Source organism: Streptomyces sp. NPDC002868, from assembly GCF_055563295.1.
The window spans coordinates 879,346-906,136 of record NZ_JBVHDR010000002.1 but is presented as its reverse complement, the minus strand read 5'-3'; the positions used below and the strand labels follow the sequence as shown (position 1 = coordinate 906,136).

The following is a 26,791-nucleotide window of genomic DNA, read 5'->3' as shown; positions in this document are numbered from 1 at the left end:
GCGGCCGGCGTACGTACTCAAGCACTCCAAAGACGACTGCATGCGTGCGCAGTATCTGCACACGCATGCAGCCTGTGGGGGGTGGCGGTCAGAAGGTGAGCTTCCAGCTGTCGATGTAACCGGTGTCCTGCGCCGCGACGTCCTGGACGCGCAGCTTCCAGGCCCCGTTCGCCGTCTTGCTCGACGCGTCGACGGTGTACGTGGCGATGACGTTGTCGGCCGAGTCGTTGCCGCTGGAGTTCTTCAGCCGGTACGCCGTCCCGTCGGGCGCCACGAGGTCGACGACCAGGTCGCCGCGCCAGGAGTGCTTGATGTCCACGCCGACCTTGAGGGCGGCCGGGGCGTTGCCGGTGCGGCCCGAGACGGTCACGGTGGAGGTGACGGCCGCGCCGATGTCCGGGATGGCGACGTCGGCGGCGTTCTCGTAGAAGTCGCCGGGCGGGACGGTCGGCTCGGTGGACAGGGTCCAGACAGCGTGGGCGATCGCGTCGCTGTTGCGGTCCAGTGCGGTGTCGTTGATGTTCGTGCTGGAGTCGCAGGAGGAGTGGTAGCAGCGGTCGAAGGCCTGGCCGGCCGTGCCGCCCCACTTCTGGGCCTGGGCGCTGGACTTGGTACGGCTCGCGCCGGTGAACAGACCGCCGACCGGTATGCCCACGTTCTTGAACGAGGCGTGGTCGGAGCGGCCGTCGCCCTCGGTCTCGATCTCGGTGGCCACGCCGAGGCCCGCGAAGTAGTCCTTGAAGGTCTTCTCGATCGCCGGGTCGTCGTCGTAGACGAAGTAGCCGGGGTTCGGGGAGCCGATCATGTCGAAATTGAGATAGCCGGAGATCTTTGAACGCTCGGCCGAGGGAAGGTTGTTGACGTAGTACTTCGACCCGACCAGGCCCAGCTCCTCCGCGCCCCACCAGCCGAACCGCAGGTGTTTCGTCGGCTTGAGCTGGGCGCGGGAGACGGCGAGGGCGGTCTCGAGTATGCCGGCGGAGCCCGAGCCGTTGTCGTTGATGCCGGCGCCCGAGGTGACCGAGTCCAGGTGCGCGCCGGCCATGACGACCGAGTTGGCGTCGCCGCCGGGCCAGTCGGCGATCAGGTTGTAGCCGGTGGCACCGCTGCTGGTGAACTGCTGGACGGATGTGGTGAATCCGGCCGCGTCCAGCTTGGCCTTCACATAGTCGATGGAGGCCTTGTAGCCGGCCCGGCCGTGCGCGCGGTTGCCGCCGTTGGCGGTGGCGATCGACTGGAGCTCGCTGAGATGCGCCTTGACGTTGGCGAGCGGTATGTCGGGGGCGGCGAGCGCGGACGCCGGGGCGGCGGGGGCCGCGGTCGCGGCGGGGGCGGCCGCGGCGGAGGCGAGCAGCCCGGCGAGGGCGAGCGCGGCCGCCGCGGCGGTTCTTCTGGGGGCGGAGAGCTTCACGTGGGGGGTCATGTGTGGGGGCTCCGACTTCCGTACGGGGGCAGGACGGAACGTGCGAGACGCCCTGGGACGGCGGGTCCCAGGGCGTTGGAGCTAGTGGTGCGCAGTGCGTGCTGTGAGTTCAGCGAGAGTTTGACTCACCGTCAAGGGCGGAAACCGGTCAGTGGTGTTCACATAACGGACGCCCATTCCCCGTCTTCCCCCTCCGCTACTCCACGCAGAACTCATTTCCCTCGGGGTCCGACATGGTGGTCCAGACGCCGATCGGCTCGTTCGCGTGGTACAGAACGGACGCCCCCAGACCCTCCAGGCGCGCGACCTCCGCCTCCCGGTTCTCCTCGCCTGCGTGCAGGTCGAGATGGAGCCGGTTCTTGGTCGTCTTTCCTTCCGGTACGCGCTGGAACAGGAGCCTGCGTCCGAGCCCCGCACCGCTGACCTTGTCGAAGGGGTCGTCCGGATGCCGGACGGCGGCGTAATCACGCCAGGCGTCCCGACCGTGCGACTGGACCGTCGATCCTTCCGGCAGTTGTCCGTATCCGCGCAGGCGCTCGATGAGCGCGCTGTTGTCCTCGAGTTCGTAGCCCAGTGCCGCGGCCCAGAAGTCGGCCTGCGCGTGCGGGTCGGACGTATCGATGACGAGCTTCCAGTGCAGTGTCATGGTAACCAGTTATATTGGTTACATGAGCGAGCCTGCAATAGGTCTGACCCTGCGCACCCCGGAAGGCCGTCCGTACCGTTTCGACCCCGGAGCGCTGAGCCTTGAGCTGCTGCCCACCGGTGGACCGGGCGGCTTCGCGCGGTACGAGGTGCTGCACGAGCCCGCCGACCTGGTGCGCTGGGCGGCGGAGAGCCGGCTGCCAGCCGGTCTGGAACCGGTCGTCAGCGCCGAGGAGTTGGCGGCGGCCCGCACGCTGCGCGACGCGCTGTGGCGGCTGACCGCCGACCGGGCACACGGCCGTGAGCTGCGCCGCGCCGACCTGGCCGTGGTCAACGAGGCCGCGGAGCAGGCCCCGCCCGCTCCCCGGATCACTGCCGACGGCGAGCGCGGCTGGGCGCCCGGGGCCACCGGCACGCAGCTGCTGTCGGCGGTGGCGCGCGACGCGGTGGATCTGTTCACCGGGCCGTACGCACACCGCATCCGCGAATGCGGCTCGCACGACTGCTACCTGCTCTTCGTCGACACCTCACGACCGGGCCGCCGCCGCTGGTGCGCGATGGAACGGTGCGGCAATCGCAGCAAGGTGCGGGCGCACCGCGTCCGCCACGCGGAACACGCAGAAGGAGACGGACGATGACAGAACGGCCCGCAGAACGGCCCACGGGACTGACCCAGGACGCAGGCTGGGAGATCGGTGTGTCGAAGACGCTGCCACTCCCCGTCTCCGCCGTGTGGGACTTCATCACGAGCCCCGAGGGTGTCGCCCTCTGGCTCGGCAAGGGCGCCCAACTGCCCACCGAGAAGGGCGAGTCGTACGAAACCGGGGACGGTATCGCAGGCGAGCTGCGCAGTTACCGGCCCGGGGACCGGGTCCGGCTCACGTACGGCGCGACCACCCTCCAGGTCGCGGTCTCCGCGTCGGCGTCCGCGTCGGGGGGCGGGGGCGGGGGAGAAGACCGTACTCCGCTTCCATCAGGAGCATCTGGCGAACGCGGTGGAGCGTGAGCGGCAGCGGGCGCACTGGAAGGCCGTGATGGCCGATGTCGTACAGGCCCTTGGGGTGCCTCGTCGGGTGGCGTCGTAGGCGGTGCGGGACCTTCACATCGGGTCGATGTTCTCCGGTTCGTCCGCCGGACTTACGCGTCCTGGCGGGCGAGTCCGCCGCTCGGTGGGCGGCCGGCCCGCAGTCGTGTCCCGCCCGCCTCGTTCGTACGCGCCGGTGGTGCCGCGGGCCCGGGCCGCCTCCTGTTCGGCGGCCGACAGCCATCGCTCCCAGCGGTGGCGCATCGGGTTGATCAGGCCGCCGCCGACGCCCACGATCAGGATGCCCGCGATCGCGGCGAGCGCCGCCGTGAGCACCGGGCCGGTCACCGAGGTCGCGATCTCCGCCTGGCTGAGCGCCGCGATCACGCCGAGTGCCACGATGAACCCCCAGGCCACCGTGGACAGGATCTTGCCGTACGAGGTCTCGCCCAGCGCCCCCTGGACGATGTCGCGGACCGCGCGTGCGATGGCCAGGGCCACGACGACGATCACACATGCGACGATCGCCTTCGGCAGCCACCCGACAACACTGTTGATCATGCCGCTGACAGGGTTCGGTCCGAAGACGCCGAAGCCCAGCTGCAGCGCGATCAGCAGGATCCCGTAGTAGAGGATCTTGACGAGGATCCCGGTCGCGTCGTACTTCGACCCCTGCAGAGCATTGGCGACCCCGCTGCGTTCCGAGAGCCTCTCGAAGCCGACCCTGCGCAGGAGTTGGTCGGCGACCCGGGCCACCAGCTTCGCCACGAGCCAGCCGATGAGCAGGATGACCAGGAAGCCGATGAACTTCGGCACGAACCTGGCCACTGCCGACCACGCGTCGGTGATCCCCTGTCCGAAGTCGACTGTAAGGGCGAGGGGCGGGACGAGGGGCTGGGCGAGGGGCTGCGACATGACGCACTCACTCCGCTCCGGGGGCCGCGCATATCGGGGCCTGTACTTCCGGTGGTAGCACCGGTCGAGCGGTGGGGGCCTGCGCCCAGCCCCGCAGGTGAGCCGATCGAGTGTTAATTCCCCGGGGACTGATGCGTCAGGCGGTGGGCTCCGCGGGAGCCGGCGTCGCCCGCGTCGGAGCGGGAGCGGGAGCAGGAGCCGTCGCAGCAGCCGTCGCCGCGGCCAGCCGCAGCGCCGCCGCCTTCGTACGCCGTGCCGTGCGCAGTGCGTCCCAGGTCAGACAGGTCAGCGCCAGCCAGACCAGAGCGAAGCCGGCCCACCGCTCCGCTGGCATCTCCTCGTGGAAGTACAGGATCCCCAGCAGGAACTGGAAGACCGGCGCCAGGTACTGCAGCAGCCCCAGCGTCGAGAGCGGCACCCGGATCGCCGCCGCGCCGAAGCAGACCAGCGGCGCCGCCGTCACCACTCCCGTCGCGGCGAGCAGCGCCGCATGCCCCGCGCCGTGCGCCCCGAAGGTGGCGGACCCGTCCGCGCCGAGCCAGAGCAGAAAGCCCAGCGCCGGGAGGAACTGGATCGCGGTCTCGGCGGCCAGCGACTCGAGACCGCCGATGTTGACCTTCTTCTTGACCAGGCCGTACGTCGCGAACGAGAAGGCCAGCACCAGCGAGATCCACGGCGGCTGCCCGTACCCGATCGCCAGCACAAGCACCGCGGCGAAGCCGGTGCCGACCGCCGCCCACTGGGCAGGGCGCAGCCGCTCCTTCAGCAGCAGCACGCCCATCGCGATGGTGACCAGCGGGTTGATGAAGTAGCCGAGCGACGCCTCGACGACATGGCCGGAGTTCACGGCCCAGATGTAGACGCCCCAGTTGACGGTGATCACCGCCGCGGCGACCGTGATCAGCCCCAGCTTGCGGGGCTGCCGTATCAGCTTCCGTACCCAGCCCCAGCGCTTCAGCGCCAGCAGCGCGACGCCGACGACGGCCAGCGACCAGACCATCCGGTGGGCCAGGATCTCCGTCGCTCCCGACGGCTTCAGCAGCGGCCAGAAGAGCGGGACCAGGCCCCACATTCCGTAGGCCCCGATCCCGTACAGCAGTCCTGCCCGCTGTTCACCGTCCGACTTCACTGGCCCCTCCCGCCCTGCGCGCATCACCACGAAGAAGGTACGCGGCGCAGGGCCGGGCTGTCATGTACGTATCGCTATACGGTCATGACGGATCTTGGCCGGTCGGTCCGTCGGTCTCAGTTGGGCGGTCTGCAAGTCAGGCGGTGGCGAGCGCCGCCGCCACCGAGTCGGCGAGCGGCGTCGTGGGGCGCCCGGCCAGCCGCGCCAGGTCGCCCGTCGTGCCGGCCAGCAGCCCACGTCCGACCGCCGCGTCGACGTCGACGAGGATCTCGGCGAACGGCCCGGGCACGCCCGCGCCCGTCAGGATTCCCACGTGCGCCTCGGCGGGTACGTTGCTGTAAGCGATCGTCCGGCCGGTCTGCCGGGACAGCTCGGCCGCGTACTCCGCGAAGGACCAGGCGGCGTCGCCGCTCAGTTCGTACGCCTTGCCCAGGTGGCCTTCGCCGGTCAGCACGGCGGCCGCTGCGGCGGCGTAGTCGGCGCGGGCGGCCGAGGCGATCCGGCCATCGCCGGCGCTCGCGACGACGGCGTTGTGTGCGAGGACCGGGGCGAGGTGCTCGGTGTAGTTCTCCGTGTACCAGCCATTGCGCAGGAAGGTGTACGGCAGGCCCGAGTCGAGGATCACCCGCTCGGTGACCTTGTGCTCTGCGGCCAGCTGGAAGTCGGCGTCAGGGCCGCCCAGTACGCCCGTGTACGCGAGCTGCGCGACGCCTGCCGTCTTCGCGGCCTCGACCACGGCGGTGTGCTGCGCCACCCGCTGTCCGACCTCGCTGCCCGATATCAGCAGCACGCGGTCACCGGCGCGGAAGGCCCCGGCCAGCGTCTCGGGAGCGCTGTAGTCGGCGATGCGCAGTTCGACGCCGCGCGCCGCGAGGTCCGCGGCCTTCGCCTTGTCGCGGACGACCGCGGCGACTTGGTCGGCCTGGACCGTGGCGAGCAGCTCGTCGATGACGAGACGGCCGAGGGCTCCGGTGGCTCCGGTGACGACGATGCTCATGGTGTTTCTCCAATTCGTAGGGCTCGCCACTCACCCTACGAAAGGTGCTAACTAAACGAAAGTACCAACTTTGAAGTAAGGTACTGGTATGAGCGTAAGCAGGAATCCGGACGTGAACGACAGGATGTGCCCCTCTCGCATCGTTCTGGAGCACGTCACCAGCCGCTGGGGGGTGCTCGTCCTCGCCGCGCTGCTGGAGCGTTCGTACCGCTTCAGCGAACTGCGCCGGGAGGTCGGCGGCGTCAGCGAGAAGATGCTGGCGCAGACCCTCCAGACCCTGGAGCGCGACGGCTTTGTGCACCGCGACGCCAAGCCGGTGATCCCGCCGCGTGTCGACTACTCCCTGACCGCGCTCGGCAAGGAGGCCGCCGAGCAGGTGTGGGGGCTGGCCCGTTGGACCGAACGGCGGCTCGACGAGGTGCAGCAGGCCCGTGCCGTGTACGACGAAGCCCGGACCTCCTGACGACAGGAGATCCGGGCTTCGGGGCGCCTCAGCGACACATCAGCCGACGACGGTCCAGGTGTCATTGCCCGCGAGCAGCGCGGCCAGGTCTCCCTTGCCGTTCTGCTCGATGGCGGTGTCGAGCTGGTCGGCCATCATCGTGTCGTAGACCGGCCGCTCCACACTGCGCAGTACCCCGATGGGGGTGTGGTGCAGGGTGTCCGGGTCGGCGAGCCGGGAGAGTGCGAAGGCCGTGGTCGGGCTGGCGCTGTGGGCGTCGTGGATCAGGATCCGGCTCTCGTTCTCCGGCGTGACGGCGACGACCTTCAGATCGCCGGTCGCCGGGTCCCGTACGACACCCTTGTCGCTGTCGGTGCCGAAACGGATCGGCTGCCCGTGCTCGAGGCGGATGACCGCCTCCTGGGCCTGCTGCTTGTCCTTGAGCGCATCGAAGGCGCCGTCGTTGAAGATGTTGCAGTTCTGGTAGATCTCCACCAGCGCCGTGCCCTGGTGGTCGGCGGCCTGGCGCAGCACCTCGGTGAGGTGCTTGCGGTCGGAGTCGATGGTGCGGGCCACGAAGGACGCCTCCGCGCCGATCGCCAGCGACACCGGGTTGAAGGGCGCGTCCAGCGAGCCCATCGGCGTCGACTTGGTGATCTTGCCGACCTCGGAGGTCGGGCTGTACTGGCCCTTGGTGAGTCCGTAGATCCGGTTGTTGAAGAGCAGGATCTTCAGGTTCACATTGCGGCGCAGCGCGTGGATCAGGTGGTTGCCGCCGATGGACAGCGCGTCGCCGTCACCGGTGACGACCCAGACGGACAGGTCGCGGCGGGAGGAGGCGAGGCCGGTCGCGATGGCGGGCGCGCGGCCGTGGATGGAGTGCATCCCGTAGGTGTTCATGTAGTACGGGAAGCGGGAGGAGCAGCCGATTCCGGAGACGAAGACGATGTTCTCCTTCGCCAGACCGAGCTCGGGCATGAAGCCCTGCACGGCGGCGAGGATCGCGTAGTCACCGCAGCCTGGGCACCAGCGCACTTCCTGATCGGACTTGAAGTCCTTCATGGACTGCTTGGCCTCGGCCTTGGGCACCAGCGAGAGCGCCTCAGTCATTGATGGCCTCCTTGAGAGCCGTGGCGAGCTGCTCGGCCTTGAACGGCATGCCGTTGACCTGGTTGTAGCTGTGCGCGTCGACCAGATACCTCGCCCGGATCAGGGTGGCGAGCTGACCGAGGTTCATCTCGGGTACCACTACCTTTTCGTAACGCCCCAGAACCTCCCCGAGATTCCCCGGGAAGGGGTTGAGGTTGCGCAGATGGGCCTGCGCGATGGGGATCCCGGCGGCTCGCAGACGGCGTACGGCGGCGGTGATCGGCCCGTACGTCGATCCCCAGCCCAGGACCAGGGTCGTCGCGTTGTGCGGATCGTCGACCTCGATGTCCGGGACCTCGATGCCGTCGATCTTGGCCTGGCGGATACGGACCATGAAGTCGTGGTTGGCCGGGTCGTAGGAGATGTTGCCGGTGCCGTCCTGCTTCTCGATGCCGCCGATCCGGTGCTCGAGTCCGGGCGTCCCCGGAACCGCCCAGGGACGCGCCAGGGTCTGCGGATCACGCTTGTACGGCCAGAACACCTCCGTCCCGTCCGCCAGCTCGTGGTTGGGTCCGGTCGCGAACTGCACCCGCAGATCGGGGAGTTCGTCGATCTCCGGGATGCGCCACGGCTCGGAGCCGTTGGCCAGATAGCCGTCGCTCAGAAGGAAGACGGGGGTGCGGTAGGCGAGCGCGATGCGGGCCGCGTCGATGGCGGCGTCGAAGCAGTCGGCGGGCGTGCGCGGAGCGACGATCGGGACGGGGGCCTCGCCGTTCCTGCCGTACATGGCCTGGAGCAGGTCGGCCTGTTCGGTCTTGGTCGGCAGTCCGGTGGAGGGGCCGCCGCGCTGGATGGCGACCACCAGCAGCGGCAGCTCCAGGGAGACCGCGAGCCCGATCGTCTCCGACTTCAGCGACACACCCGGACCCGAGGTCGTGGTGACGGCGAGCGAGCCGCCGAAGGCTGCTCCGAGCGCCGCGCCGATGGCGGCGATCTCGTCCTCGGCCTGGAAGGTCCGTACGCCGAAGTTCTTGTGCTTGGAGAGCTCGTGCAGGATGTCGGAGGCCGGGGTGATGGGGTACGAGCCCAGGTAGAGCGGCAGGTCGGCCTGCTTGCTCGCGGCGATCAAGCCGTAGGACAGGGCCAGGTTCCCGGAGATGTTCCGGTACGTACCGGTGGGGAACGCCTGGCTGGCGGGCGCGACCTCGTAGGAGACGGCGAAGTCCTCGGTCGTCTCGCCGAAGTTCCAGCCGGCCCGGAACGCCGTGATGTTCGCCTCGGCGATCTGCGGCTTCTTGGCGAACTTGGTCCGCAGGAAGGTCTCGGTGCCCTCGGTCGGCCGGTGATACATCCAGCTCAGCAGCCCGAGCGCGAACATGTTCTTGGAGCGCTCGGCCTCCTTGCGGGAGAGCCCGGACTCCTTGAGCGCCTCGATGGTCAGCGTCGTCAGCGGCACGGGGTGGACGCGGTAGGCGTCCAGCGAGCCGTCCTCCAGCGGCGAGGACTCGTAGCCGACCTTGGCCATCGCTCGCTTGGCGAATTCGTCGGTGTTGACGATGATCTCGCCGCCGCGCGGCACATCGGCGATGTTCGCCCTGAGGGCGGCGGGATTCATCGCGACCAGCACGTTCGGTGCGTCGCCCGGGGTGAGGATGTCGTGGTCGGCGAAGTGCAGCTGGAAGCTGGAGACGCCCGGGAGGGTTCCGGCAGGCGCCCGGATCTCGGCAGGGAAGTTCGGCAGAGTGGAGAGGTCGTTTCCGAACGACGCGGTCTCAGAGGTGAACCTGTCACCCGTGAGCTGCATACCGTCACCGGAGTCACCCGCGAAACGGATGATCACCCGGTCCAGACGGCGGATCTCTTTCTCTCCGGCGGGTCTGCGCTGTCCGCCGACGACAGCCTCGTTATTGGCCTCGTCGGCCTGCTCGGCTGGGCTACTGACCTGGCTGGTCACTGGACTGGACCTCCCTCGAGGCGGCTGCTCGGGCCCGGCCGGCCCACCGGCCGTCCCATTAGCCACCCTACGTCGGTAAGGGTGGCCTTCCCTGGACCGTTCATATTTCGGACATCCTTTTGGGACACCCTCACGCCCTGGTTTGCCATGCTTTGCTCGCCCCCTGGGTCCTTCTGGTAAGACGCTCCCCGCTCATTCTTTGGTTCTCGGGCTGCCGGCCGACTCAACATCTGACAGAGTGTCAGTCAATTACGAGTTGAGGTAGGTCAACACTGCCAGGACACGCCGGTGATCCCCGTCACTGGGGGACAGTCCGAGCTTGAGAAAGATGTTGCTGACGTGCTTTTCCACCGCGCCGTCGCTCACCACCAGCTGTTTGGCGATCGCTGAATTCGTCCGCCCTTCGGCCATCAGACCCAGGACCTCCCGTTCGCGCGGGGTGAGGCCGGCCAGCACATCCTGCTTACGGCTGCGACCGAGCAGCTGCGCGACGACCTCGGGGTCCAGCGCGGTGCCGCCCTGGGCCACGCGGACCACGGCGTCCACGAACTCGCGCACTTCGGCTACCCGGTCCTTGAGCAGATATCCCACGCCGCGGCTGCTGCCCGCGAGCAGCTCGGTGGCGTACTGCTCCTCTACGTACTGCGAGAGGACCAGCACGCCGATCCCGGGGTGCTCCCGGCGCAGCCGCACCGCCGCCCGTACGCCCTCGTCCGTATGAGTGGGCGGCATCCGCACGTCGGCGACCACGACATCCGGCAGCGCCTCCTGGGCGGCCAGATCCCCGACCGTCTTGATCAGCGCTTCCGCGTCCCCGACGCCGGCCACGACATCGTGCCCGCGGTCGGTCAGCAGCCGGGTCAGGCCCTCCCGAAGCAGCACTGAGTCCTCGGCGATGACCACCCGCACTCTGTCCTTCACAACCCTGAAGCCCCCATGTCGATCTGCTTCCCACCCCTGCGTCTTCCAGCATCCCAGTATTCGGACCGGACCGCGCCCAGCCTTAGGGAATCGCCGGGATTGGGGGTCTGGGGGGTTGACGGTAGGGGGGTCTGGGGGATTCAGGGGTCCGGCAGGTGGTGATCGGTGTGGTGACGGGTGCGGTGATCGGTCTGGTGATCAAGGGATGGGGTCAGCCGCGCCAGGGGAGCTCGGCGGTCACCGTCGTCGGGCCGCCGGGCGGCGAGTCCACGGCCAGGATTCCGTCCACGGCGTCCAGCCGCTCGGCCAGGCCCGCGAGACCACTGCCCACCGAGTCCGCGGCAGAGCCGCTGACGGGCAACGCCGCGCCGCCCCGGCCGTCGTCGGTGACCTGCAGCATCAGCCGGTCCTGGGAGCGCCAGACGTCCACCGATGCACGGCCGGCCCGGGCGTGCTTGCTGACGTTCTGCAGCAGCTCGGAGACGGTGAAGTACGCGATGCCCTCGATGGCGGGCGCGGGCCTGGAAGGCAGGTCCACCTCGACCGTCACCGGGACCGTGCAGCGGGAGGCGACGGAGGAGAGGGCCGCGTCCAGGCCGCGGTCGGTCAGTACGGCGGGGTGGATGCCGCGGGCCAGATCGCGCAGCTCCTGCAGCGCCACCTTCACCTCGCCGTGCGCCTCGTCCACCATCCGGGCCGCCGCGTCCGGGTCCTCGAGCAGCTTCTCCTTGGCGAGACCCAGGTCCATGGCGAGGGCGACCAGGCGGGCCTGAGCGCCGTCGTGCAGATCACGCTCGATGCGGCGCAGGTCGGCGGCCGCCGTGTCGACGACCACACCGCGGTCCGACTCCAGCTCGACGACCCGGGTGGCGAGCATGGAGGGCCCGAGGAGCCCGGTGACCATGAGCCGGTCGACGGAGGCCAGGCCACGGATCAGCCAGGGGGTCGCGAGTACCAGCACCAGGCCGACAGCTGCGGTCGCGCCGATCTCGAAGGGGGTGTCGAGGTAGAACTCGTTCCCGCCGGTGTCGCCGTAGAGCGCGATGCCGGGCTCGCCGAGATAACGGGGGAAGGTCCACCGCCACAGCGGGTAGAGCAGCAGGCTCCAGCTGGTGACCCAGAACGTGACCGAGACGGTGAACGCGAAGACCGCCCAGGGGAAATGCAGTATCGCGTAGAGCAGATGCCGCCAGGAGGCGCCGCTCTTGAGGACGGCGCCGACCCAGGGCATCAGCCCGCTCTTGCCGGCGCGTACGGGGGTGGGGTCGCCGACGGACAGCCGCAGCAGCCCCCGGGCGCGGGCCCGCTCCAGCGCGCCGAGGCCACGGCAGCCGGCCAGCCCGGCGGCGAGCACCGGGATGCCGAGGAAGGTGATGAGCAGACCCGAGCCGAGGGAGATGGTCGCGACGGCGAAGGTGAAGAACACGATGCTGATCGGCAGGCTCAGCAGCAGATAGCCGAACTCGCGCCAGGTCCGGCCCTCGAGTGGCGCGCGCAGAGCCGGGGGGAGGAGACGGCCCCGGAGCTCCTGTCGCTCCCGATGCTCCCCATGCTCGTGCCGCTGCGGTCGCTGTGGTCGCGGCGCCTGCTCCGGTCGGTAGTCCGTCGCCATCGAAGTCGTCCGTTCTGCGATGCGGGCTGTCATGCCTCAAGACTGCGGCGGCGCCAGGGCCCGCACCATGAGGGCGGTTACCGTGTTGGAGCGGGGGTTTTCCCCACCATGCCCGGGCGCCCGGGCTCGTGGATGCCGTCGGGCAGCCGAACGGGACATGCGGACCCCGAAAGGGACGGGCGGGCCCAGAAGGGGAGAGGCGGGCCTTCCCTGAACGGGACAGGCCCCAACGGGACAGGCCCCAACGGGACAGGCCCCAACGGGACAGGCCCCAACGGGACAGGCCCCAACGGGACAGGCCCGAAAGGGAGGGGTGCGCTGCCGCGGGGGGTCAGCGATTGGCGCGCTCACGCCAGGGCAGCTCCGCCGTGACCGTCGTCGGACCGCCCTCCGGCGAGTCCAGGACGAACAGCCCGTCCACCGCGCCCAGCCGCTCCGCGAGGCCGGCCATGCCGGTGCCGCCGTCCAGTCGCGCGCCGCCGCGCCCGTCGTCCCTGACCTGGATCAGCAGCCGGTCGTTCGCCCGCCACACATCCACGGTCACGCTCTTCGCCTGCGCGTGCTTGCTGACGTTCTGCAGCAGCTCGGAAACCGTGAAGTAGGCGATGCCCTCGATAGCTTCGGCCGGTCGCTGGGCCAAGTCGACGGTCACCTTCACCGGCGCCGTACAGCGGGAGGCGACCGAGGAGAGGGCCGCGTCCAGGCCGCGGTCGGTCAGTACGGCGGGGTGGATCCCACGGGCCAGATCGCGCAGCTCCTGCAGCGCGAGCTTCACCTCGCCGTGCGCCTCATCGACCATCGCCGCCGCCGTGTCGGGATCTTCGAGCAGCTTCTCCTTGGCGAGACCGAGCCCCATGGCGAGCGCCACGAGCCGGGCCTGAGCGCCGTCGTGCAGATCGCGCTCGATGCGGCGCAGGTCGGCGGCCGCCGTGTCGACGACCACACCCCGGTCCGACTCCAGCTCGGCGATGCGCCGCTCCAGTTCGTCGGAGGGCGAGAGCAGCCCGCGGGCCATCGCCCGGTCGGCGTTGGTCAGCCCGCGCGCGATGAAGGGAAGCACGGGCCAGAGCACGAACAGGCTCACCATCATCACGCTGAAGGTCAGCACGCCCCACGGCAGCCGGATGAAGGAGTACAGCACCGACCGCCACGCCACCGGGTCCTTCAGGCTCGTCCACAGCCGGGGGGCGAGCCCTTCGCCGCGGTGCGGCCGGAACAGCGGGCTCGGCTCGTCGATCCGTACGCCGAGCAGCGCCCGGGCCCGGGCCCGCTCCGCCCGGCCGAGAAGGCGCGCGCCCGCGAGCCCGAGGGCGAGGAGCGGCAGACCGATCACCGTCACGGACAGTCCCACGCCGGTGAAAATCGCGAACGCCACGTAGACAAAACCGATCAGCGCGACCGGCAGATTGCCGAGGAGATACGCGATCTCCTTCCAGGTGTGGCGGTCGAAGGCGAAGCGCGCGGGCGGCGGCCGGTCGTCGCGGTCGTTGTCGCGGTCGTTGTCGGGGGCGGTGATGCTCGCGGTCATGCGGCACAGCCTGCCGGGCCCGGTCGCCGCACGCCATGGGGTACATGGGTGGGGCGAAGTAGGGATAACCCCACCTGATCCCTGACGCGACTGCTTACCGTCCCTTTAGCAGGGCCTAGACTCCGGTTCGTAGAGATAGATCGCCGAACTGGTCGAACATCACGATCACTGCGATCAGGAACGATCACGGTGATCACGGTGATCAAGGCGATCCATCTGGTCGAACGTATCGACAACGAGGTCAGGGAGCGAGGGGCGGACGTGCCGGAACCGACCGTGGCCGTGCTCGCGGCGGACTATTTCGAGGGTTATTCGGTCGTCGGACTGCTCGCGGTGATCGGCGTGCTGTTCGTCGCCGTCGCCTTCGGGGCAGGCCGGCTGCTGCGGCCTGTGGTGCCCACGCCGGAGAAACTGCTGACGTACGAATGCGGAGTGGACCCCGTCGGCGAGGGCTGGGCGCACACCCAGGTCCGCTACTACGTCTACGCGTTCCTGTACGTGATTTTCGCCGTCGACTCGATCTTCCTCTTCCCGTGGGCTACGGTCTTCGCCGCCGCGGGATACGGAGCGACGACGCTCGTGGAGATGTTCATCTTCCTCGGCTTCCTGGCCGTGGGACTCCTCTACGCATACAAGAAGGGCGTCCTGACATGGACGTGACCCAGCCCGAGGCCCAGCCCCACGCCCAGTCCGGGGCGCAGCCCGAGCTGCTGCCGGAGCCGAAGCGCCTGGGCGTTCTGTCGCGCCTGGCTCCGGAACCGATGAAGGTGGTCCTCAACTGGGGCCGCCGCTACAGCCTCTGGGTCTTCAACTTCGGGCTCGCCTGCTGCGCGATCGAATTCATCGCGGCGTCGATGGCACGCCACGACTTCATCCGCCTCGGTGTGATCCCCTTCGCGCCCGGCCCGCGCCAGGCGGACCTGATGGTCGTCTCCGGCACGGTGACGGACAAGATGGCCCCGGCGGTGAAGCGCCTGTACGAGCAGATGCCCGAGCCCAAGTACGTCATCTCCTTCGGCGCCTGCTCCAACTGCGGCGGCCCATACTGGGACTCGTACTCCGTGACCAAGGGCGTCGACCAGATCATCCCCGTCGATGTGTACGTGCCGGGCTGCCCGCCGCGGCCCGAGGCGCTGCTCCAGGGCATTCTGAAGCTCCAGGAGAAGATCGCGCGGGAGTCGCTCGGCGAGCGGTACTCGAACTCCGCACGACCCTCCGCCGCCGCCCTGCAGAGCGGCCTGGTGCTGCCGCCGACGCCGGGGGAGGGTGGCGCATGAACGCGTACGACCGTCTTCCGGACGCCGCGGCCGAGATCTTCGGCGAGGAGGCCACGGCCGAGCGGACGTACGACCTGCTCACGGTCGACGTCCCCGTCGGCTCCTGGATCGCCGCCCTCGAGACCGCCCGCGACAGGCTGGGCTGCACCTACTTCGACTGGCTGAGCGCGGTCGACGAACCGGGCACCGGCTTCCGAGTCTGCGCCCACGTGGTCGCCCTGGAGCAGGGGCGGGTGCGACGGCTGCTCGTGCGTACGACAGTCCCGCGCGAGGCTCCCGTACTCCCCTCCGCCGTCGAGATCTACGCGGGCGCGGGCTGGCACGAGCGCGAGACCTACGAGATGTTCGGCGTCACCTTCACCGATCACCCGCACCTCGTCCCGCTGCTTCTGCCGGAGGGCTTCGAGGGCCATCCGCTGCGCAAGGACTTCGTGCTGGCGGCCCGGGTCGCCAAGGCCTGGCCGGGCGCGAAGGAGCCGGGGGAGTCGGAGCACGGCGGCCCGAAGCGCCGCCAGATGCTCCCGCCGGGCGTCCCCGACCCGAACGAATGGGGCCCCCTCAAGGGCCAGCTCCCCCCGGCTCCCGCCCGCCCGGCAAGGGCGGCCCGCGGCGCGGCCGGCGCGACGGGCGACCGACCGCCGCGCCGTACGCGGAGTGTGTCGGAGGGCTCGGCGTCGCAGGCGACGGACGCACCGGGTGCGGTAGCGGGGGCGGCAACGCCCGAGGCACCGAAGGCTCCCGAGGCGCGGCCGCGCCGGGCGCGCAGCGCGACCGAGGGCTCGGCGACGCAGCGCGAGGAGACCCCCGCCACGCCGGATGCATCGGCCCCGGACCAGGACGCTTCGGCCCCGGAGGGATCCGGGCCGGCCGGGCCGCGGCGCTCCCGCAGCGCGGGCGCGGGCTCGGCGAGCCAACGGCAGGAGGCCGACGCCGCCCCGGCTGTGCCTCCCGCGCAGGAGCCCGCGGAGACCGGGGAAGCCCCGGAACCCCCGGATGCCCCGGCTTCGCCGCCGCGAACCCGCAGCGCCGACGCCCCGTGGCACCACGCGCGCCCGGCGTTCGACGACGCCGACACGAGCACTGACACGAGCACCGACGTCGATACACCCACGGGCACCCCCACGGACATACCACCCACCCCTCGGCCGAAGACCGGGTCCGCCGAAGGACCCGACGACGAGCCGACCGAATCCGCCGGAGGAGACGCGTGAACGACGCTCTCGACGTTGCCTTGCGGCTGGTCGTCGTCTTCGCTGTGTTCCTTGTACTTCCTCTCGTCATCGGGCAGACCGAGCACAAGGTGATGGCCCATATGCAGGGCCGCCTCGGCCCCATGTACGCGGGCGGCTTCCACGGCTGGGCCCAGCTCGTCGCGGACGGCGTGAAGTTCGCGCAGAAGGAGGACGTGGTCCCGGCGGGCGCCGACCGCCGTATCTTCCAGCTCGCCCCGGCTGTCGCCCTCCTCCCGTACCTCCTCGTATTGGTCGCGATCCCGATCGGCCCGAGCGAGAGCGCGGTCGGCCAGGTCGTCGACGCGGGCATCTTCTTCGTGCTCGCCGTTATGGGCGTCGGGGTGCTCGGCTCGCTCATGGCGGGCTGGGCTTCGGCCAATAAGTTCTCCCTCCTCGGCGGTTTGCGCACCGCCGCGCAGCTGCTCGCGTACGAGCTGCCGATGCTGCTCGCCGCCGCCTCCGTCGCCATGGCGGCCGGCACGGTCTCGCTGCCCGGCATCCTGAACGCCTTCGAGTGGTGGTGGCTGCCCTGGCAGATCGTGGGGGCCCTGGTCTTCTTCGTGGCGGGCCTCGCCGAACTCCAGCGCCCGCCCTTCGACATGCCGGTCGCCGACTCCGAGATCATCTTCGGCGCGTACACCGAGTACACCGGCCTGCGTTTCGCGCTGTTCCTGCTCGCCGAGTACGCGGGCATCGTCGTCCTGTGCGGTCTGACCACCGTCCTCTTCCTGGGGGGCTGGCACGGCCCGTTCGGGGCCGAGGGCCTCGGCTGGGTCTGGACCCTGCTCAAGACGGCCGTGCTCGCCTTCATCGTCATCTGGCTGCGCGTGACATATCCGCGGATGCGCGAGGACCAGCTGCAGAAGCTCGCCTGGACCACCCTCGTCCCGCTCGCCCTCGCCCAGATCGCGCTCACCGGCATCGTGAAGGTGGTGATCCAGTAATGCCTCCGATCCCCGGCTCCGGGCTCGCGAAGGGCCTCGCCGTCACCCTGCGGACGATGACGAAGAAGACGGTCACTCAGCAGTACCCGGACGCCCAGCCCGAACTCCCGCCCCGCACCCGTGGCGTGATCGGCCTGTTCGAGGAGAACTGCACGGTCTGCATGCTCTGCGCCCGTGAGTGCCCCGACTGGTGCATCTACATCGACTCCCACAAGGAGACGGTCCCGGCCGCGGCCCCCGGCGGCCGCGAGCGCAGCCGCAACGTCCTCGACCGGTTCGCCATCGACTTCGCGCTCTGCATGTACTGCGGTATCTGCATCGAGGTCTGTCCTTTCGACGCGTTGTTCTGGTCGCCGGAGTTCGAGTACGCGGAGACGGACATTCGCGAGCTCACCCATGAGCGCGACAAGCTCCGCGAGTGGATGTGGACGGTGCCCGCACCGCCCGCGCTCGACCCGGGCGCCGAGGAGCCGAAGGAACTCGCCGCGGCCCGCAAAGCGGCCGAAAAGCTCGCGGCCGCGCAGGCGGACACAACGACGGAGCCCGCTGCGGGCCCGGCCGGCCCGGGTGACGCCGCGGCGCCGCCCGCCGGCCCGAGTGACGCCGCGGCGCCGCCCGCCGGCCCCGCCGGTCCGGATGATGCCGCCGCGCCCCGCTCCGGCGAGGGAGGACCGGCATGATGCTCGCCGCAACCGAGACGCACGGCTTCCTCTCCCCGACCGGCGTCGAGGTCGCCTTCCTCCTTGTCGGCATCGCCACCCTCGGCGCGGCCGCCATAACCGTCAAGACCAAGCAGCTGGTGCACGCCGCCCTCTGGCTGGTCGTGGCGCTCGGCGGCCTCGCCGTCGAATACCTCCTGCTGACGGCCGAGTTCATCGCCTGGGTGCAGGTCCTGATCTACGTCGGTTCCGTGGTCGTCCTCCTTCTCTTCGGGCTGATGCTCACCAAGGCCCCCATCGGCCGCTCCCCGGACGCCGACTCCGGCAACCGCTGGGTCGCCCTAGCCGTGGCCGTCGCCGCCGCGGCCGCCCTGGTCTGGGTGGTCGTCGACGCGTTCCGTACGACCTGGATCGACCTCGACGGACCCGCCCAGGGCTCCACACAGGTGTCCGGCGAGATCCTCTTCCGGCACTGGGTGCTGCCTTTCGAGGCGCTGTCCGTACTGTTGCTCGCCGCCCTGGTCGGGGCAATCGTCCTGTCCCGCAAGGACGCCAAGGACGCCAAGGACGCCAACGCGACCAAGGACGCCAACGCGACCAAGGACGCCAACGCGACCAAGGACGCCAACGCGACCAAGGATCCCGAGGGGAAGAGCTGATGCACCTCGCCTATCCCGCCGTGCTCGCCGTCCTCCTTTTCTGCGTCGGGCTGTACGGAGTGCTCGCACGCCGCAACGCGATCCTGGTCCTGATGTCCGTCGAGCTGATGCTCAACGCGGTCAACCTCAACCTCGTAGCCTTCGACGTCTGGATGCGCGACACCCTGCACGCCGGCCAGGCGCTCACCCTGTTCACCATCGCCATCGCCGCCGCGGAGATCGGCATCGGCCTGGCGATCGTCCTGATGGTCTACCGCAATCGCGGAACCTCGGACGTCGACAGGCTCCGCGACACCGCCGAGGGCCCCGACGGCATCCCCGACGCCCCTGACGCGACCGCCCCGGCGCAGAAGGCTGAGGCCACCGCGTGACCACCACGACCCTCGCCGTCCTCGTCCCCCTCCTTCCGTTTCTGGGCGCCGCGGCCGGACTGCTGCTCGGCCGCACCGCCCCCGGTTTCGTACGGCCCCTGGCCGTCCTGCCGACTCTCGCCGCGGCCGCCATCGCCGTGCTCGTCGCCGTACGCCAGGGCGGCGGGAAGGCGATCGACGCCTCGACCGAGCTGACCCCCACCGGGTCGGTCCCCATCGAACTCGCCCTGCACCTCGACGGCTTCGCGGTCCTCGTCGCCGTCCTCGTCGGCCTCGTCGCCTCCTGCGTGCAGATCTACTCGACGGGCTATCTGCGCGACGACCCGCGCTACCCCTCGTACGCGGCTCTCGTCTCCCTCTTCACCTCCGCGATGCTGCTCGTCGTCTACTCCGGCGACCTGATGGTGCTGCTGGTCGGCTGGGAGATCATGGGCATCTGCTCGTACTTCCTCGTCGGCCACTACTGGGAGACGCCCGAGGCGCGCGCCGCCTCCCTCAAGGCCTTCCTGGTCACCAAGCTCGGCGATGTCCCCTTTCTGATCGGTCTGTTCGCACTCGCCGCCGACGCCGGCACGTTCCGGATCACCGGGATCCTCGGCTCCGTCGCGGCCGGCGGGATCGAGAACCCCACGCTGATCGCACTGCTCCTCCTCGCGGGCGTGGCGGGCAAGTCGGCGCAGTTCCCGCTGCACACCTGGCTGCCCGACGCGATGGCGGGCCCCACCCCCGTCTCCGCGCTGATCCACGCCGCGACGATGGTCGCGGCAGGCATCTACTTCGTGGCCCGGCTCCTTCCCGTCTTCGCCGCCTCCGCGGCAGCGCTCACCGTCCTCGCCGTGATGGCCGCGGTCACCATGATCGGCTCGGGGCTCGCCGCCCTCGCCCAGGACGACATCAAGCGCGTCCTCGCCTACTCGACCATCGGCCAACTCGGCTATATGGCGGGCGCCCTGGCCGTCGGGGACCGTGGCGCGGCCGTCTTCCACCTCCTGTCGCACGGTGCGTTCAAGGCACTGCTCTTCCTCGCCGCCGGCGTGATCATCCACGCCGCCGGCACCAACTCGCTCGCCGCCATGTCCCGGATGAGCGGCCTCGCCAAGCGCGTCCCCGACGCGTACTGGACGATGACGGTCGCCCTGCTCGCGCTCGCCGCGATTCCTCCCTTCGCCGGCTTCTTCTCCAAGGAAGCCGTCCTCGTGGCCGCCGAGCACGCGGCGCTCGGCGAATCCGACATCGCACCGGGCGCCGCGGGCTGGACGGTGCTGGTCTCCGGTCTGATCACCGCCCTGCTCACCGCCGCGTACGCAACCCGCCTGTGGCTGCTCACCTTCCGCGGCCGCGGAGCCGAAGCCCCCGACCACGGCCGCCAGCCGATCGTGATGAACGCCGTGCTCTGGGCGCTTGCCATCCCCTCTCTGGCCTTTGGCCTGACCGTCGGCTACCTCGACGACTGGTTCGACGGCCACAGCCTCACCCCGACCGTCACCACCGCCGTCCTCGGCACCGGTGTCGCACTCGTCGGCGGACTGATCACCTACGGCACCTGGCGCGCCATCCAGTACCGCGCGGACGCCGCCCGCATCCCCCTGGGTGCCGTCGCCGCACATCCGGAAGCCGCGCCGTCAGTAGTCGAGGCCGAGGCCATCGCCGCCCACGTCCCCGCATACGGCGACATCGCGGCAGCCCCCGACCCGGCGGATCCCGGCCGACTGCTGCTCGGCCCGCTCCACCGCCACGCCGCGGCCGGTTTCCACATCGACGCCGTCTACTCCGCCCTGTTCGTACGCCCCGTCCGGGCCGCCGCCCAGCTGGTCAGCTTCCTTGACCGGGAGGTCGTGGAAACGTACGTACGCGGATCGGGCACCGGAACCCGCTGGCTCGGCACGGCCGTCCGCCGCGCCCAGACCGGCAATGTGCAGACCTACCTCAGCGCGCTGCTCGCCGGCTCCGTCGTCCTGGCGATCGCCGCCGTCGTCCTTTCCAACGTCAACGCCGGATCGTGAGCCGTGATCGATATCAGCGAGTCCGTGATGCAGTTCCTTCTCGCGTTCATCGTCGTCGGCCCGCTCGTCGGGGCCGCGGCGGCGCTGCTGCCCGCCCCGCCCGGGCTGCGCGGCAGGAGCCCGGACCAGGCCGTCCTGCGGCACGGCGTGACCGTCACCGGCGCGATCCTCGCCGCGGCGATCGTGCTGGCCCTCGGCTTCGACCACGACCACCCGTCGAAGATGCAGGCCACGACGGACATCAGCTGGATCGCCGCACTCGATGTGCGGATCCACTTCGGCATCGACGGCATTTCCCTCCCCCTCTTGGTCCTTACGGCGCTGCTGACCTTCCTGTGCGCGCTGTACAGCTACTTCAAGATGCCCGCGGGCCCTTCCCCGAAGGCCTTCGTCGCACTGCTGCTCGTCCTTGAATCCGGGACCCTCGCGACCTTCGCCGTCCTCGACCTGCTGCTCTTCTTCCTGGCCTTCGAGATGGTGCTCATCCCGATGTACTTCCTCATCGCCCGCTGGGGCGGTGAGGCGCGGCAGCCCGCCGCCTGGAAGTTCATCCTCTACACGCTGCTCGGCTCGATCGTCATGCTGCTCGGCCTGCTGCTGATCGGGCTGAAGACCGGCACATTCGACATGGTGGCACTCGCCACTGACAACGGCCGTGGGCTGACCGCATCCACGCAGGTCATCGCCGTTTTGGCGATCGGTCTCGGGCTGGCCGTCAAGACTCCGATGTGGCCGCTGCACAGCTGGCTCCCGGACGCGCACACCGCCGCTCCGACCGTTGGCTCCGTCCTCCTCGCCGGCGTACTCCTGAAGATGGGTACGTACGGATTTGTCCGCATCGTGCTGCCCATCACGCCGGACGGCATGCAGACCTTCGCGCCGTACCTCGCCGCCTTCGCCGTCGTCGGCATCATCTACGGATCCCTCGCCTGCCTCGCCCTCGCCAAGCAGGGCGCGGGCGGCGACCTCAAGCGCCTGATCGCGTACTCCTCCGTCGGCCACATGGGCTTCGTACTCCTCGGCATCGCGACGATGACTCCCACCGGCGTGAACGGCGCGCTCTTCGCCAACATCGCCCACGGCCTCATCACCGGCCTGCTCTTCTTCCTGGTCGGAGCGCTCAAGGACCGTTACGGCACCGCCGACCTCGACACCCTCGCCGGCGCCACCGGAGCGGCCCTCTACGGCCGCGCGCCCCGCCTCGGCGGCCTCCTCGCTTTCGCCGCCGTAGCCTCCCTCGGCCTCCCCGGCCTGGCCGGATTCTGGGGCGAGATGCTCGCGCTGTTCGGCGCGTTCGACCCCGCCGAGGGACTGAGCCGCCCCGCCTTCCTCACCTTCATGGCGATCGCCGGCTTCGGCACCCTGCTCACCGCCGCGTACCTGCTCATCGTCGTGCGCCGCGTCTGCATGGGCGCGCTGCGGCACGAGGAGGAGCCGGACGCGAAACCGCTCGCCGACGTCCAGACGTACGAATTCGCCGCCTGGACCCCGCTCGTCGCTCTCACCGTCCTCGCCGGACTGTGGCCCGCGGTCCTCCTCGGCCTCACCGACCCGGCCGTGCAGAAGCTCCTCGCAGGAGGCAAGTCGTGACCGTGGCAGCCGACAGCGTCACCAGCCTCGTCCAGTCCGTCGACTGGCTCACCATCGCGCCGCCCACCATCACCGCGGTGGTCGCCCTGATCGTGCTGGTCGCCGATCTGTTCGTACCTGAGCAGCGCAAGCGGCTGCTGGGTGCCGTCGCGATCGCCGGTCTTGTGGCCGCGCTCATCACTCTGGTGCCACTGCGCAAAGGCAACCGCGCGACGTTCTGCCTCACGACGGACGCCGACGCCTGCAGCTACACGGCCGATCACTTCACCCTGGTGATCCAGCTGCTGGTGCTCGGGGGCGCGCTGCTGACTGCCCTGCTCTCGCTCCACGACACCCGCAAGAAGCTCCCGGCAGGGGAATTCTGGTTCCTGCTGCTCTCTTCCGCGGCCGGCGCGGCCCTGCTGCCCGCCTCGCGCGACCTGGCCACCCTCGTCGTCGCCCTCGAAGTCGCATCGCTGCCCGCGTTCGCGCTCGTCGGCCTCAGGCGTGGCGACCGGCTCTCCAGCGAAGCAGCCCTGAAGTTCTTCCTCTCCTCGGTCGCCGCGACCGCCGTGATGCTGCTCGGCGTCAGCTTCGTGTACGCCACGACGGGCACCCTGCATCTCACCCAGATCGCCGCCGAGCTCGACAAGGTCCCTGGCCAGCTGGACACCCTCGCCAAGGTGGGCGTGGCGCTGACCCTCGTCGGCTTCGCGTTCAAGACGGCCGCGGTCCCCTTCCACTTCTGGGTCCCCGACACCTATGTGGGCGCACCGCTGCCCATCGCCGCGTACCTCTCCGTCGTCGGAAAGGCGGTCGGCTTCTCCGGCCTCATCCTGGTGACCGTCATCGCCTTCCCCGGATACGCGAACGTCTGGGGACCGGCGATCGCCGTTCTCGCCGGTCTCACCATGACCGCGGGCAATGTCGCGGCGCTGCGCCAGTCGGCCACGCGCGCGTGGAGCGCGGTACGCCTCCTTGCATGGTCCTCCGTGGCGCAGGCCGGCTACCTCCTGGTGCCGATCGCGGCCGCCGCGTACTCCAGCGACGACCAGATCGGCGCCACCGTCGCGTACGCCCTCATGTACGCGGTCGTGAACCTGGGTGCCTTCGCGGTGGCGGCGCTCGTCGCCCGTACGCATCCGCTCAACCGGATCTCCGACTACCGCGGCCTCTACACCACCCGCCCGCTCACCGCCCTCGCGATGGGCTTCTTCCTGCTCTGCCTGGCCGGTCTGCCGCCCGGCATCATCGGCCTGTTCGCCAAGGTGACCGTCTTCGCGTCGGCCGTCGACGCGGGCCTTGGCTGGCTGGCGGTCATCATGGGCGTCAACGTCGTGATCGCCCTGTACTACTACCTGCAGTGGACAGCGATCCTCTTCCGCGCTCCGGCGGGCGCCGAGGAGAGCGCCGATGAGGCCCAGCCGGTCAGAAAGCGCGCCCCCGCTGCGGTCACCGTGGCCATCGTCCTGACCGCCGCCGTCGGCGTCGTACTCTCTGGCTACCCCCAGCTGGTGCTCCGCGTCGCGGCGAGCAGCCTGTTCTGAGCATTACCCGAACGGCCCACTACCCGAACGGCCCACTACCCGAACGGCCCGCTCCAAGGCCGACGGCACAAGGGAACTAGCGACCTTCGCCTGGCGTTGACCAGTACAGAAGGGTCCACTGGAGAGTGGAGACAACCACGCAAAGGGTTCCCCTGCCGCACGACTTGGAGGGCGTACCGTGCACCGTCGGCACAACAGGCTGAAGACCGCCGTACTCCTCGGGGGACTGTCCGCCCTCATCCTCGTCATCGGCAGCTTCTTCGGTCGCACAGGCCTGCTGGTAGCGCTCGTTGTGGCGCTCGGCACCAATGCGTACGCCTACTGGAACAGCGACAAGCTGGCGCTGCGGGCCATGCGCGCCCGCCCTGTCAGCGAATTCGAGGCCCCCGCGCTCTACCGCATCGTCCGTGAGCTCTCCACCGCCGCCCGTCAGCCCATGCCCCGCCTCTACATCTCGCCGACGCAGGCCCCCAATGCCTTCGCGACCGGCCGCAACCCGCGCAACGCCGCAGTGTGCTGCACCGAAGGGATCCTGCAGATCCTCAACGAGCGCGAGCTGCGCGGCGTCCTCGGCCACGAGTTGAGCCATGTCTACAACCGCGACATCCTGATCTCCTCGGTCGCCGGCGCCCTCGCCTCCGTGGTGATGTTCCTGGTGAACTTCGCCTGGCTGATCCCCATAGGCCGCTCCGACGACGATGAGGGCCCGGGTCTCCTCGGCATGCTGCTGATCATGATTCTGGGCCCGCTTGCCGCCTCCGTGATCCAGCTCGCCGTCAGCCGTTCGCGGGAGTACGAGGCCGACGCCTCGGGCGCCCAGCTCACCGGCGACCCGCTGGCCCTCGCCAGCGCCCTGCGCAAGCTCGACGCCGGTACGAAGCAGTTGCCACTGCCTGCCGAGCCGCGCCTGGAGACCGCAAGCCATATGATGATCGCGAACCCTTTCCGGCCAGGCCCGGGCCTCTCCAAGATGTTCTCGACACACCCGCCCATGGCGGAACGCATCGCCCGACTCGAGCAGATGGCAGGTCGCCGCCCATGAAGACAATCCTGAATGTCATATGGCTCATCCTGTGCGGCTTCTGGATGTTCCTCGGCTACATCTTCGCGGGGCTGCTGCTCTGCATCACGATCATCGGCATCCCGTTCGGTCTGGCCGCGTTCCGCATCGGCGTCTACGCCCTCTGGCCCTTCGGCTACACCGTGGTCGACCGCCGCGACGCGGGCGCACCGTCCTGCGTCGGCAATGTGCTGTGGCTGATCCTCGCCGGCTGGTGGCTGGCGCTCGGCCACATCTTCACCGGCATCGCCCTGTGCATCACGATCATCGGCATCCCACTGGGCATCGCCAACTTCAAGCTGATCCCGGTCTCGCTGCTGCCCTTCGGCAAGGAGATCGTCCCCACGGACCAGCCCTTCGCCTCGCGGTAGGCGTTCGCGGATCTGCCGTTGCCGGTCCGCGAACGGTACGAACTGCTCGGCTGCGCCCCTGAGGGGGACCTGCCGAACGCCGTCTTGCAGGCCAGGTCCGAAGGGCCCGCGCCGCTGGGCTTCCTGGCCTGAATGTGCGGCTGGCCTAGCGTCGCCGCCGTACCGCGTACACCACCACTCCCACGGCCAGCACGGCCGCACCCGCGGCCACCGACAGCGCCGGCAGCGCGAGAGCCAGCACCAGACAACCCACCAGCCCGCATCCCGCCGTGACCCGGACCGTCATCGCTCGAGACTCCGTCACTCGAACGGGTGTATCCCGATCCGAATCGGAACTCAGCGTCCACGCCGAGGCGTTGGCAATTGCGTAGTACACCAGCACTCCGAACGACGAGAAGCCGATCGCCCCGCGCACATCCGCCGTCGCGGCCACCACTGCGACGACCGCCCCCACAGCCAGCTCCGCGCGGTGCGGCACCTGGAAACGAGGGTGCACGGCGGCGAGTGCACCCGGCAGATGGCCGTCCCGGGCCATCGCCAGCGTCGTCCGGGAGACCCCGAGGATGAGCGCGAGCAACGACCCGAGCGCCGCCACCGCGGCGCCCACCCGCACCACAGGCGCCAGCCACTGCGCGCCCGCCGCCCGTACGGCATCGGTGAGCGGAGCCGTCGCCTTGCCCAACTCCCCGGCTCCCAGCACAGAAAGGACCGAGACCGCGACACACACATAGACCACCAGCGCGATGCCCAGCGCCAGCGGGACGGCGCGCGGGATCGTACGTGCCGGGTCCCGCACCTCCTCGCCCAGCGTGGCGATCCGCGCGTACCCCGCGAACGCGAAGAACAGCAGTCCCGCCGCCTGGAGCACCCCGTCCACGGTGGCGTCCGCGCCGACATCCAGCCGCCCGAAGTCCGCCGAGCCCGATCCGAGAGAGACCACCACGACCGCAGCGAGGACCGCCAGCACGACTGCCACGATCGCCCGCGTCAGCCACGCCGACTTCTGAACGCCCCCGTAGTTCACGGCAGTCAGCGCCACCACCGCGGCGACCGCCACCGCGTGCGCCTGCTCCGGCCACGCATACGCCCCGACCGTCAGCGCCATCGCCGCGCACGACGCGGTCTTCCCTACGACGAACGCCCAGCCCGCCAGATACCCCCAGAACTCGCCGAGCCGCTCCCGGCCGTACACATAGGTCCCGCCGGACGCCGGATAGCGGGCTGCGAGCCGCGCCGACGACATGGCGTTGCAGTACGCCACGACCGCGGCCAGTGCCAGTCCCAGCAGTAGCCCCGATCCGGCGGCCCGGGCCGCCGGGCCCAGTGCCACGAAAATGCCCGCCCCGACCATCGACCCGAGCCCGATCACGACGGCGTCGAACAGTCCCAGGGATCGCCGCAGTTCCTGTGTCATGCGCCG

26 protein-coding genes are annotated in these 26,791 nt (G+C 69.9%); 15 read left to right on the top strand and 11 right to left on the bottom strand.

Annotation, left to right across the window (positions count from 1 at the left end):
- Positions 1–88: 88 nt before the first annotated feature.
- Both ACZ3H8_RS10150 and ACZ3H8_RS10145 read right to left on the bottom strand, forming a co-directional pair.
- The gene (locus ACZ3H8_RS10150; protein ID WP_467399664.1) at positions 89–1,423 is read right to left on the bottom strand and encodes a M28 family metallopeptidase; all 1,335 of its coding nucleotides are present in this window, start codon (positions 1,421–1,423) and stop codon (positions 89–91) included.
- Positions 1,424–1,619: 196 nt separating this feature from the next.
- Positions 1,620–2,069: a VOC family protein gene (locus ACZ3H8_RS10145; RefSeq protein ID WP_467399663.1), complete on the bottom strand. Its 450-nt coding sequence runs from the start codon at positions 2,067–2,069 to the stop codon at positions 1,620–1,622.
- A gap of 22 nt (positions 2,070–2,091) precedes the next feature.
- On the opposite strand from ACZ3H8_RS10145, the gene ACZ3H8_RS10140 reads away from it, so the two are divergent.
- Both ACZ3H8_RS10140 and ACZ3H8_RS10135 read left to right on the top strand, forming a co-directional pair.
- Positions 2,092–2,706 (top strand): CGNR zinc finger domain-containing protein, encoded by a 615-nt coding sequence (locus tag ACZ3H8_RS10140; protein WP_467399660.1) that lies wholly within the window; start codon positions 2,092–2,094, stop codon positions 2,704–2,706.
- Positions 2,703–3,074, top strand: coding sequence for an SRPBCC domain-containing protein (locus ACZ3H8_RS10135; RefSeq protein WP_467399658.1), 372 nt, complete (start codon positions 2,703–2,705; stop codon positions 3,072–3,074). The genes ACZ3H8_RS10140 and ACZ3H8_RS10135 overlap by 4 nt, the downstream gene beginning before the upstream one ends.
- Before the next feature lie 93 nt (positions 3,075–3,167).
- Here the strand turns inward: ACZ3H8_RS10135 and ACZ3H8_RS10130 are convergent, their stop codons facing one another.
- From ACZ3H8_RS10130 to ACZ3H8_RS10120, 3 genes are all read right to left on the bottom strand, one after another.
- Entirely contained in the window at positions 3,168–4,007 is an 840-nt protein-coding gene (locus ACZ3H8_RS10130; RefSeq protein ID WP_467399656.1) for a mechanosensitive ion channel family protein, read from the bottom strand.
- A 136-nt stretch (positions 4,008–4,143) separates the two neighbouring features.
- Positions 4,144–5,136 (bottom strand): EamA family transporter RarD, encoded by a 993-nt coding sequence (rarD, locus tag ACZ3H8_RS10125; RefSeq protein WP_467399653.1) that lies wholly within the window; start codon positions 5,134–5,136, stop codon positions 4,144–4,146.
- Between the two features lie 136 nt (positions 5,137–5,272).
- The gene (locus tag ACZ3H8_RS10120; RefSeq protein ID WP_467399651.1) at positions 5,273–6,133 is read right to left on the bottom strand and encodes an SDR family oxidoreductase; all 861 of its coding nucleotides are present in this window, start codon (positions 6,131–6,133) and stop codon (positions 5,273–5,275) included.
- A gap of 88 nt (positions 6,134–6,221) precedes the next feature.
- Between ACZ3H8_RS10120 and ACZ3H8_RS10115 the strand changes: the two genes are divergently transcribed.
- A complete protein-coding gene (locus tag ACZ3H8_RS10115; RefSeq protein WP_467399648.1) occupies positions 6,222–6,596 on the top strand; it encodes a winged helix-turn-helix transcriptional regulator in 375 nt (124 codons plus the stop codon).
- A 39-nt stretch (positions 6,597–6,635) separates the two neighbouring features.
- Here the strand turns inward: ACZ3H8_RS10115 and ACZ3H8_RS10110 are convergent, their stop codons facing one another.
- The 5 genes from ACZ3H8_RS10110 to ACZ3H8_RS10090 form a co-directional block, all read right to left on the bottom strand.
- Complete coding sequence (locus tag ACZ3H8_RS10110) at positions 6,636–7,685, bottom strand: 2-oxoacid:ferredoxin oxidoreductase subunit beta (protein WP_467399646.1); 1,050 nt, start codon at positions 7,683–7,685, stop codon at positions 6,636–6,638.
- Positions 7,678–9,618: a 2-oxoacid:acceptor oxidoreductase subunit alpha gene (locus ACZ3H8_RS10105; protein ID WP_467399643.1), complete on the bottom strand. Its 1,941-nt coding sequence runs from the start codon at positions 9,616–9,618 to the stop codon at positions 7,678–7,680. Before ACZ3H8_RS10105 ends, ACZ3H8_RS10110 begins: the two co-directional genes overlap by 8 nt.
- A gap of 249 nt (positions 9,619–9,867) precedes the next feature.
- Positions 9,868–10,527, bottom strand: a complete 660-nt coding sequence (locus ACZ3H8_RS10100) for a LuxR C-terminal-related transcriptional regulator (protein ID WP_398991367.1) — start codon at positions 10,525–10,527, stop codon at positions 9,868–9,870.
- 223 nt (positions 10,528–10,750) lie between these two features.
- Positions 10,751–12,151, bottom strand: a complete 1,401-nt coding sequence (locus tag ACZ3H8_RS10095; RefSeq protein ID WP_467399997.1) for a sensor histidine kinase — start codon at positions 12,149–12,151, stop codon at positions 10,751–10,753.
- A 331-nt stretch (positions 12,152–12,482) separates the two neighbouring features.
- On the bottom strand, positions 12,483–13,679 hold the full coding sequence (locus ACZ3H8_RS10090) for a sensor histidine kinase (protein WP_467399641.1): 1,197 nt from the start codon (positions 13,677–13,679) through the stop codon (positions 12,483–12,485).
- A 261-nt stretch (positions 13,680–13,940) separates the two neighbouring features.
- On the opposite strand from ACZ3H8_RS10090, the gene ACZ3H8_RS10085 reads away from it, so the two are divergent.
- The 12 genes from ACZ3H8_RS10085 (at position 13,941) to ACZ3H8_RS10030 (ending at position 25,371) form a co-directional block, all read left to right on the top strand.
- On the top strand, positions 13,941–14,339 hold the full coding sequence (locus tag ACZ3H8_RS10085; protein ID WP_307661724.1) for an NADH-quinone oxidoreductase subunit A: 399 nt from the start codon (positions 13,941–13,943) through the stop codon (positions 14,337–14,339).
- On the top strand, positions 14,330–14,956 hold the full coding sequence (locus tag ACZ3H8_RS10080; protein ID WP_307661723.1) for an NADH-quinone oxidoreductase subunit B: 627 nt from the start codon (positions 14,330–14,332) through the stop codon (positions 14,954–14,956). The genes ACZ3H8_RS10085 and ACZ3H8_RS10080 overlap by 10 nt, the downstream gene beginning before the upstream one ends.
- Positions 14,953–16,167 (top strand): NADH-quinone oxidoreductase subunit C, encoded by a 1,215-nt coding sequence (locus tag ACZ3H8_RS10075; protein WP_467399638.1) that lies wholly within the window; start codon positions 14,953–14,955, stop codon positions 16,165–16,167. The genes ACZ3H8_RS10080 and ACZ3H8_RS10075 overlap by 4 nt, the downstream gene beginning before the upstream one ends.
- On the top strand, positions 16,164–17,132 hold the full coding sequence (locus tag ACZ3H8_RS10070) for a complex I subunit 1/NuoH family protein (protein ID WP_307661721.1): 969 nt from the start codon (positions 16,164–16,166) through the stop codon (positions 17,130–17,132). The genes ACZ3H8_RS10075 and ACZ3H8_RS10070 overlap by 4 nt, the downstream gene beginning before the upstream one ends.
- Positions 17,132–17,812, top strand: coding sequence for a NuoI/complex I 23 kDa subunit family protein (locus ACZ3H8_RS10065; protein WP_467399636.1), 681 nt, complete (start codon positions 17,132–17,134; stop codon positions 17,810–17,812). The genes ACZ3H8_RS10070 and ACZ3H8_RS10065 overlap by 1 nt, the downstream gene beginning before the upstream one ends.
- Positions 17,809–18,450, top strand: coding sequence for an NADH-quinone oxidoreductase subunit J family protein (locus ACZ3H8_RS10060; protein WP_467399633.1), 642 nt, complete (start codon positions 17,809–17,811; stop codon positions 18,448–18,450). Before ACZ3H8_RS10065 ends, ACZ3H8_RS10060 begins: the two co-directional genes overlap by 4 nt.
- Positions 18,450–18,821: an NADH-quinone oxidoreductase subunit NuoK gene (gene nuoK, locus ACZ3H8_RS10055; protein WP_307661718.1), complete on the top strand. Its 372-nt coding sequence runs from the start codon at positions 18,450–18,452 to the stop codon at positions 18,819–18,821. Before ACZ3H8_RS10060 ends, nuoK begins: the two co-directional genes overlap by 1 nt.
- Complete coding sequence (locus ACZ3H8_RS10050; protein ID WP_467399630.1) at positions 18,818–20,824, top strand: NADH-quinone oxidoreductase subunit 5 family protein; 2,007 nt, start codon at positions 18,818–18,820, stop codon at positions 20,822–20,824. The genes nuoK and ACZ3H8_RS10050 overlap by 4 nt, the downstream gene beginning before the upstream one ends.
- Positions 20,825–20,851: 27 nt before the next feature.
- Positions 20,852–22,414 carry an NADH-quinone oxidoreductase subunit M gene (locus tag ACZ3H8_RS10045; RefSeq protein WP_467399993.1) on the top strand — a complete coding sequence of 521 codons (1,563 nt, stop codon included), beginning with the start codon at positions 20,852–20,854 and terminating at the stop codon, positions 22,412–22,414.
- Positions 22,411–23,940, top strand: a complete 1,530-nt coding sequence (locus tag ACZ3H8_RS10040; protein WP_467399628.1) for an NADH-quinone oxidoreductase subunit N — start codon at positions 22,411–22,413, stop codon at positions 23,938–23,940. The genes ACZ3H8_RS10045 and ACZ3H8_RS10040 overlap by 4 nt, the downstream gene beginning before the upstream one ends.
- Positions 23,941–24,118: 178 nt before the next feature.
- Entirely contained in the window at positions 24,119–24,982 is an 864-nt protein-coding gene (gene htpX, locus ACZ3H8_RS10035; protein WP_467399627.1) for a zinc metalloprotease HtpX, read from the top strand.
- Positions 24,979–25,371, top strand: coding sequence for a YccF domain-containing protein (locus tag ACZ3H8_RS10030; RefSeq protein ID WP_307661714.1), 393 nt, complete (start codon positions 24,979–24,981; stop codon positions 25,369–25,371). The genes htpX and ACZ3H8_RS10030 overlap by 4 nt, the downstream gene beginning before the upstream one ends.
- A 145-nt stretch (positions 25,372–25,516) precedes the next feature.
- On the opposite strand, the gene ACZ3H8_RS10025 is transcribed toward ACZ3H8_RS10030, so the two are convergent.
- Positions 25,517–26,785, bottom strand: a complete 1,269-nt coding sequence (locus ACZ3H8_RS10025) for an APC family permease (RefSeq protein ID WP_467399624.1) — start codon at positions 26,783–26,785, stop codon at positions 25,517–25,519.
- Between the last annotated feature and the right edge of the window lie 6 nt (positions 26,786–26,791).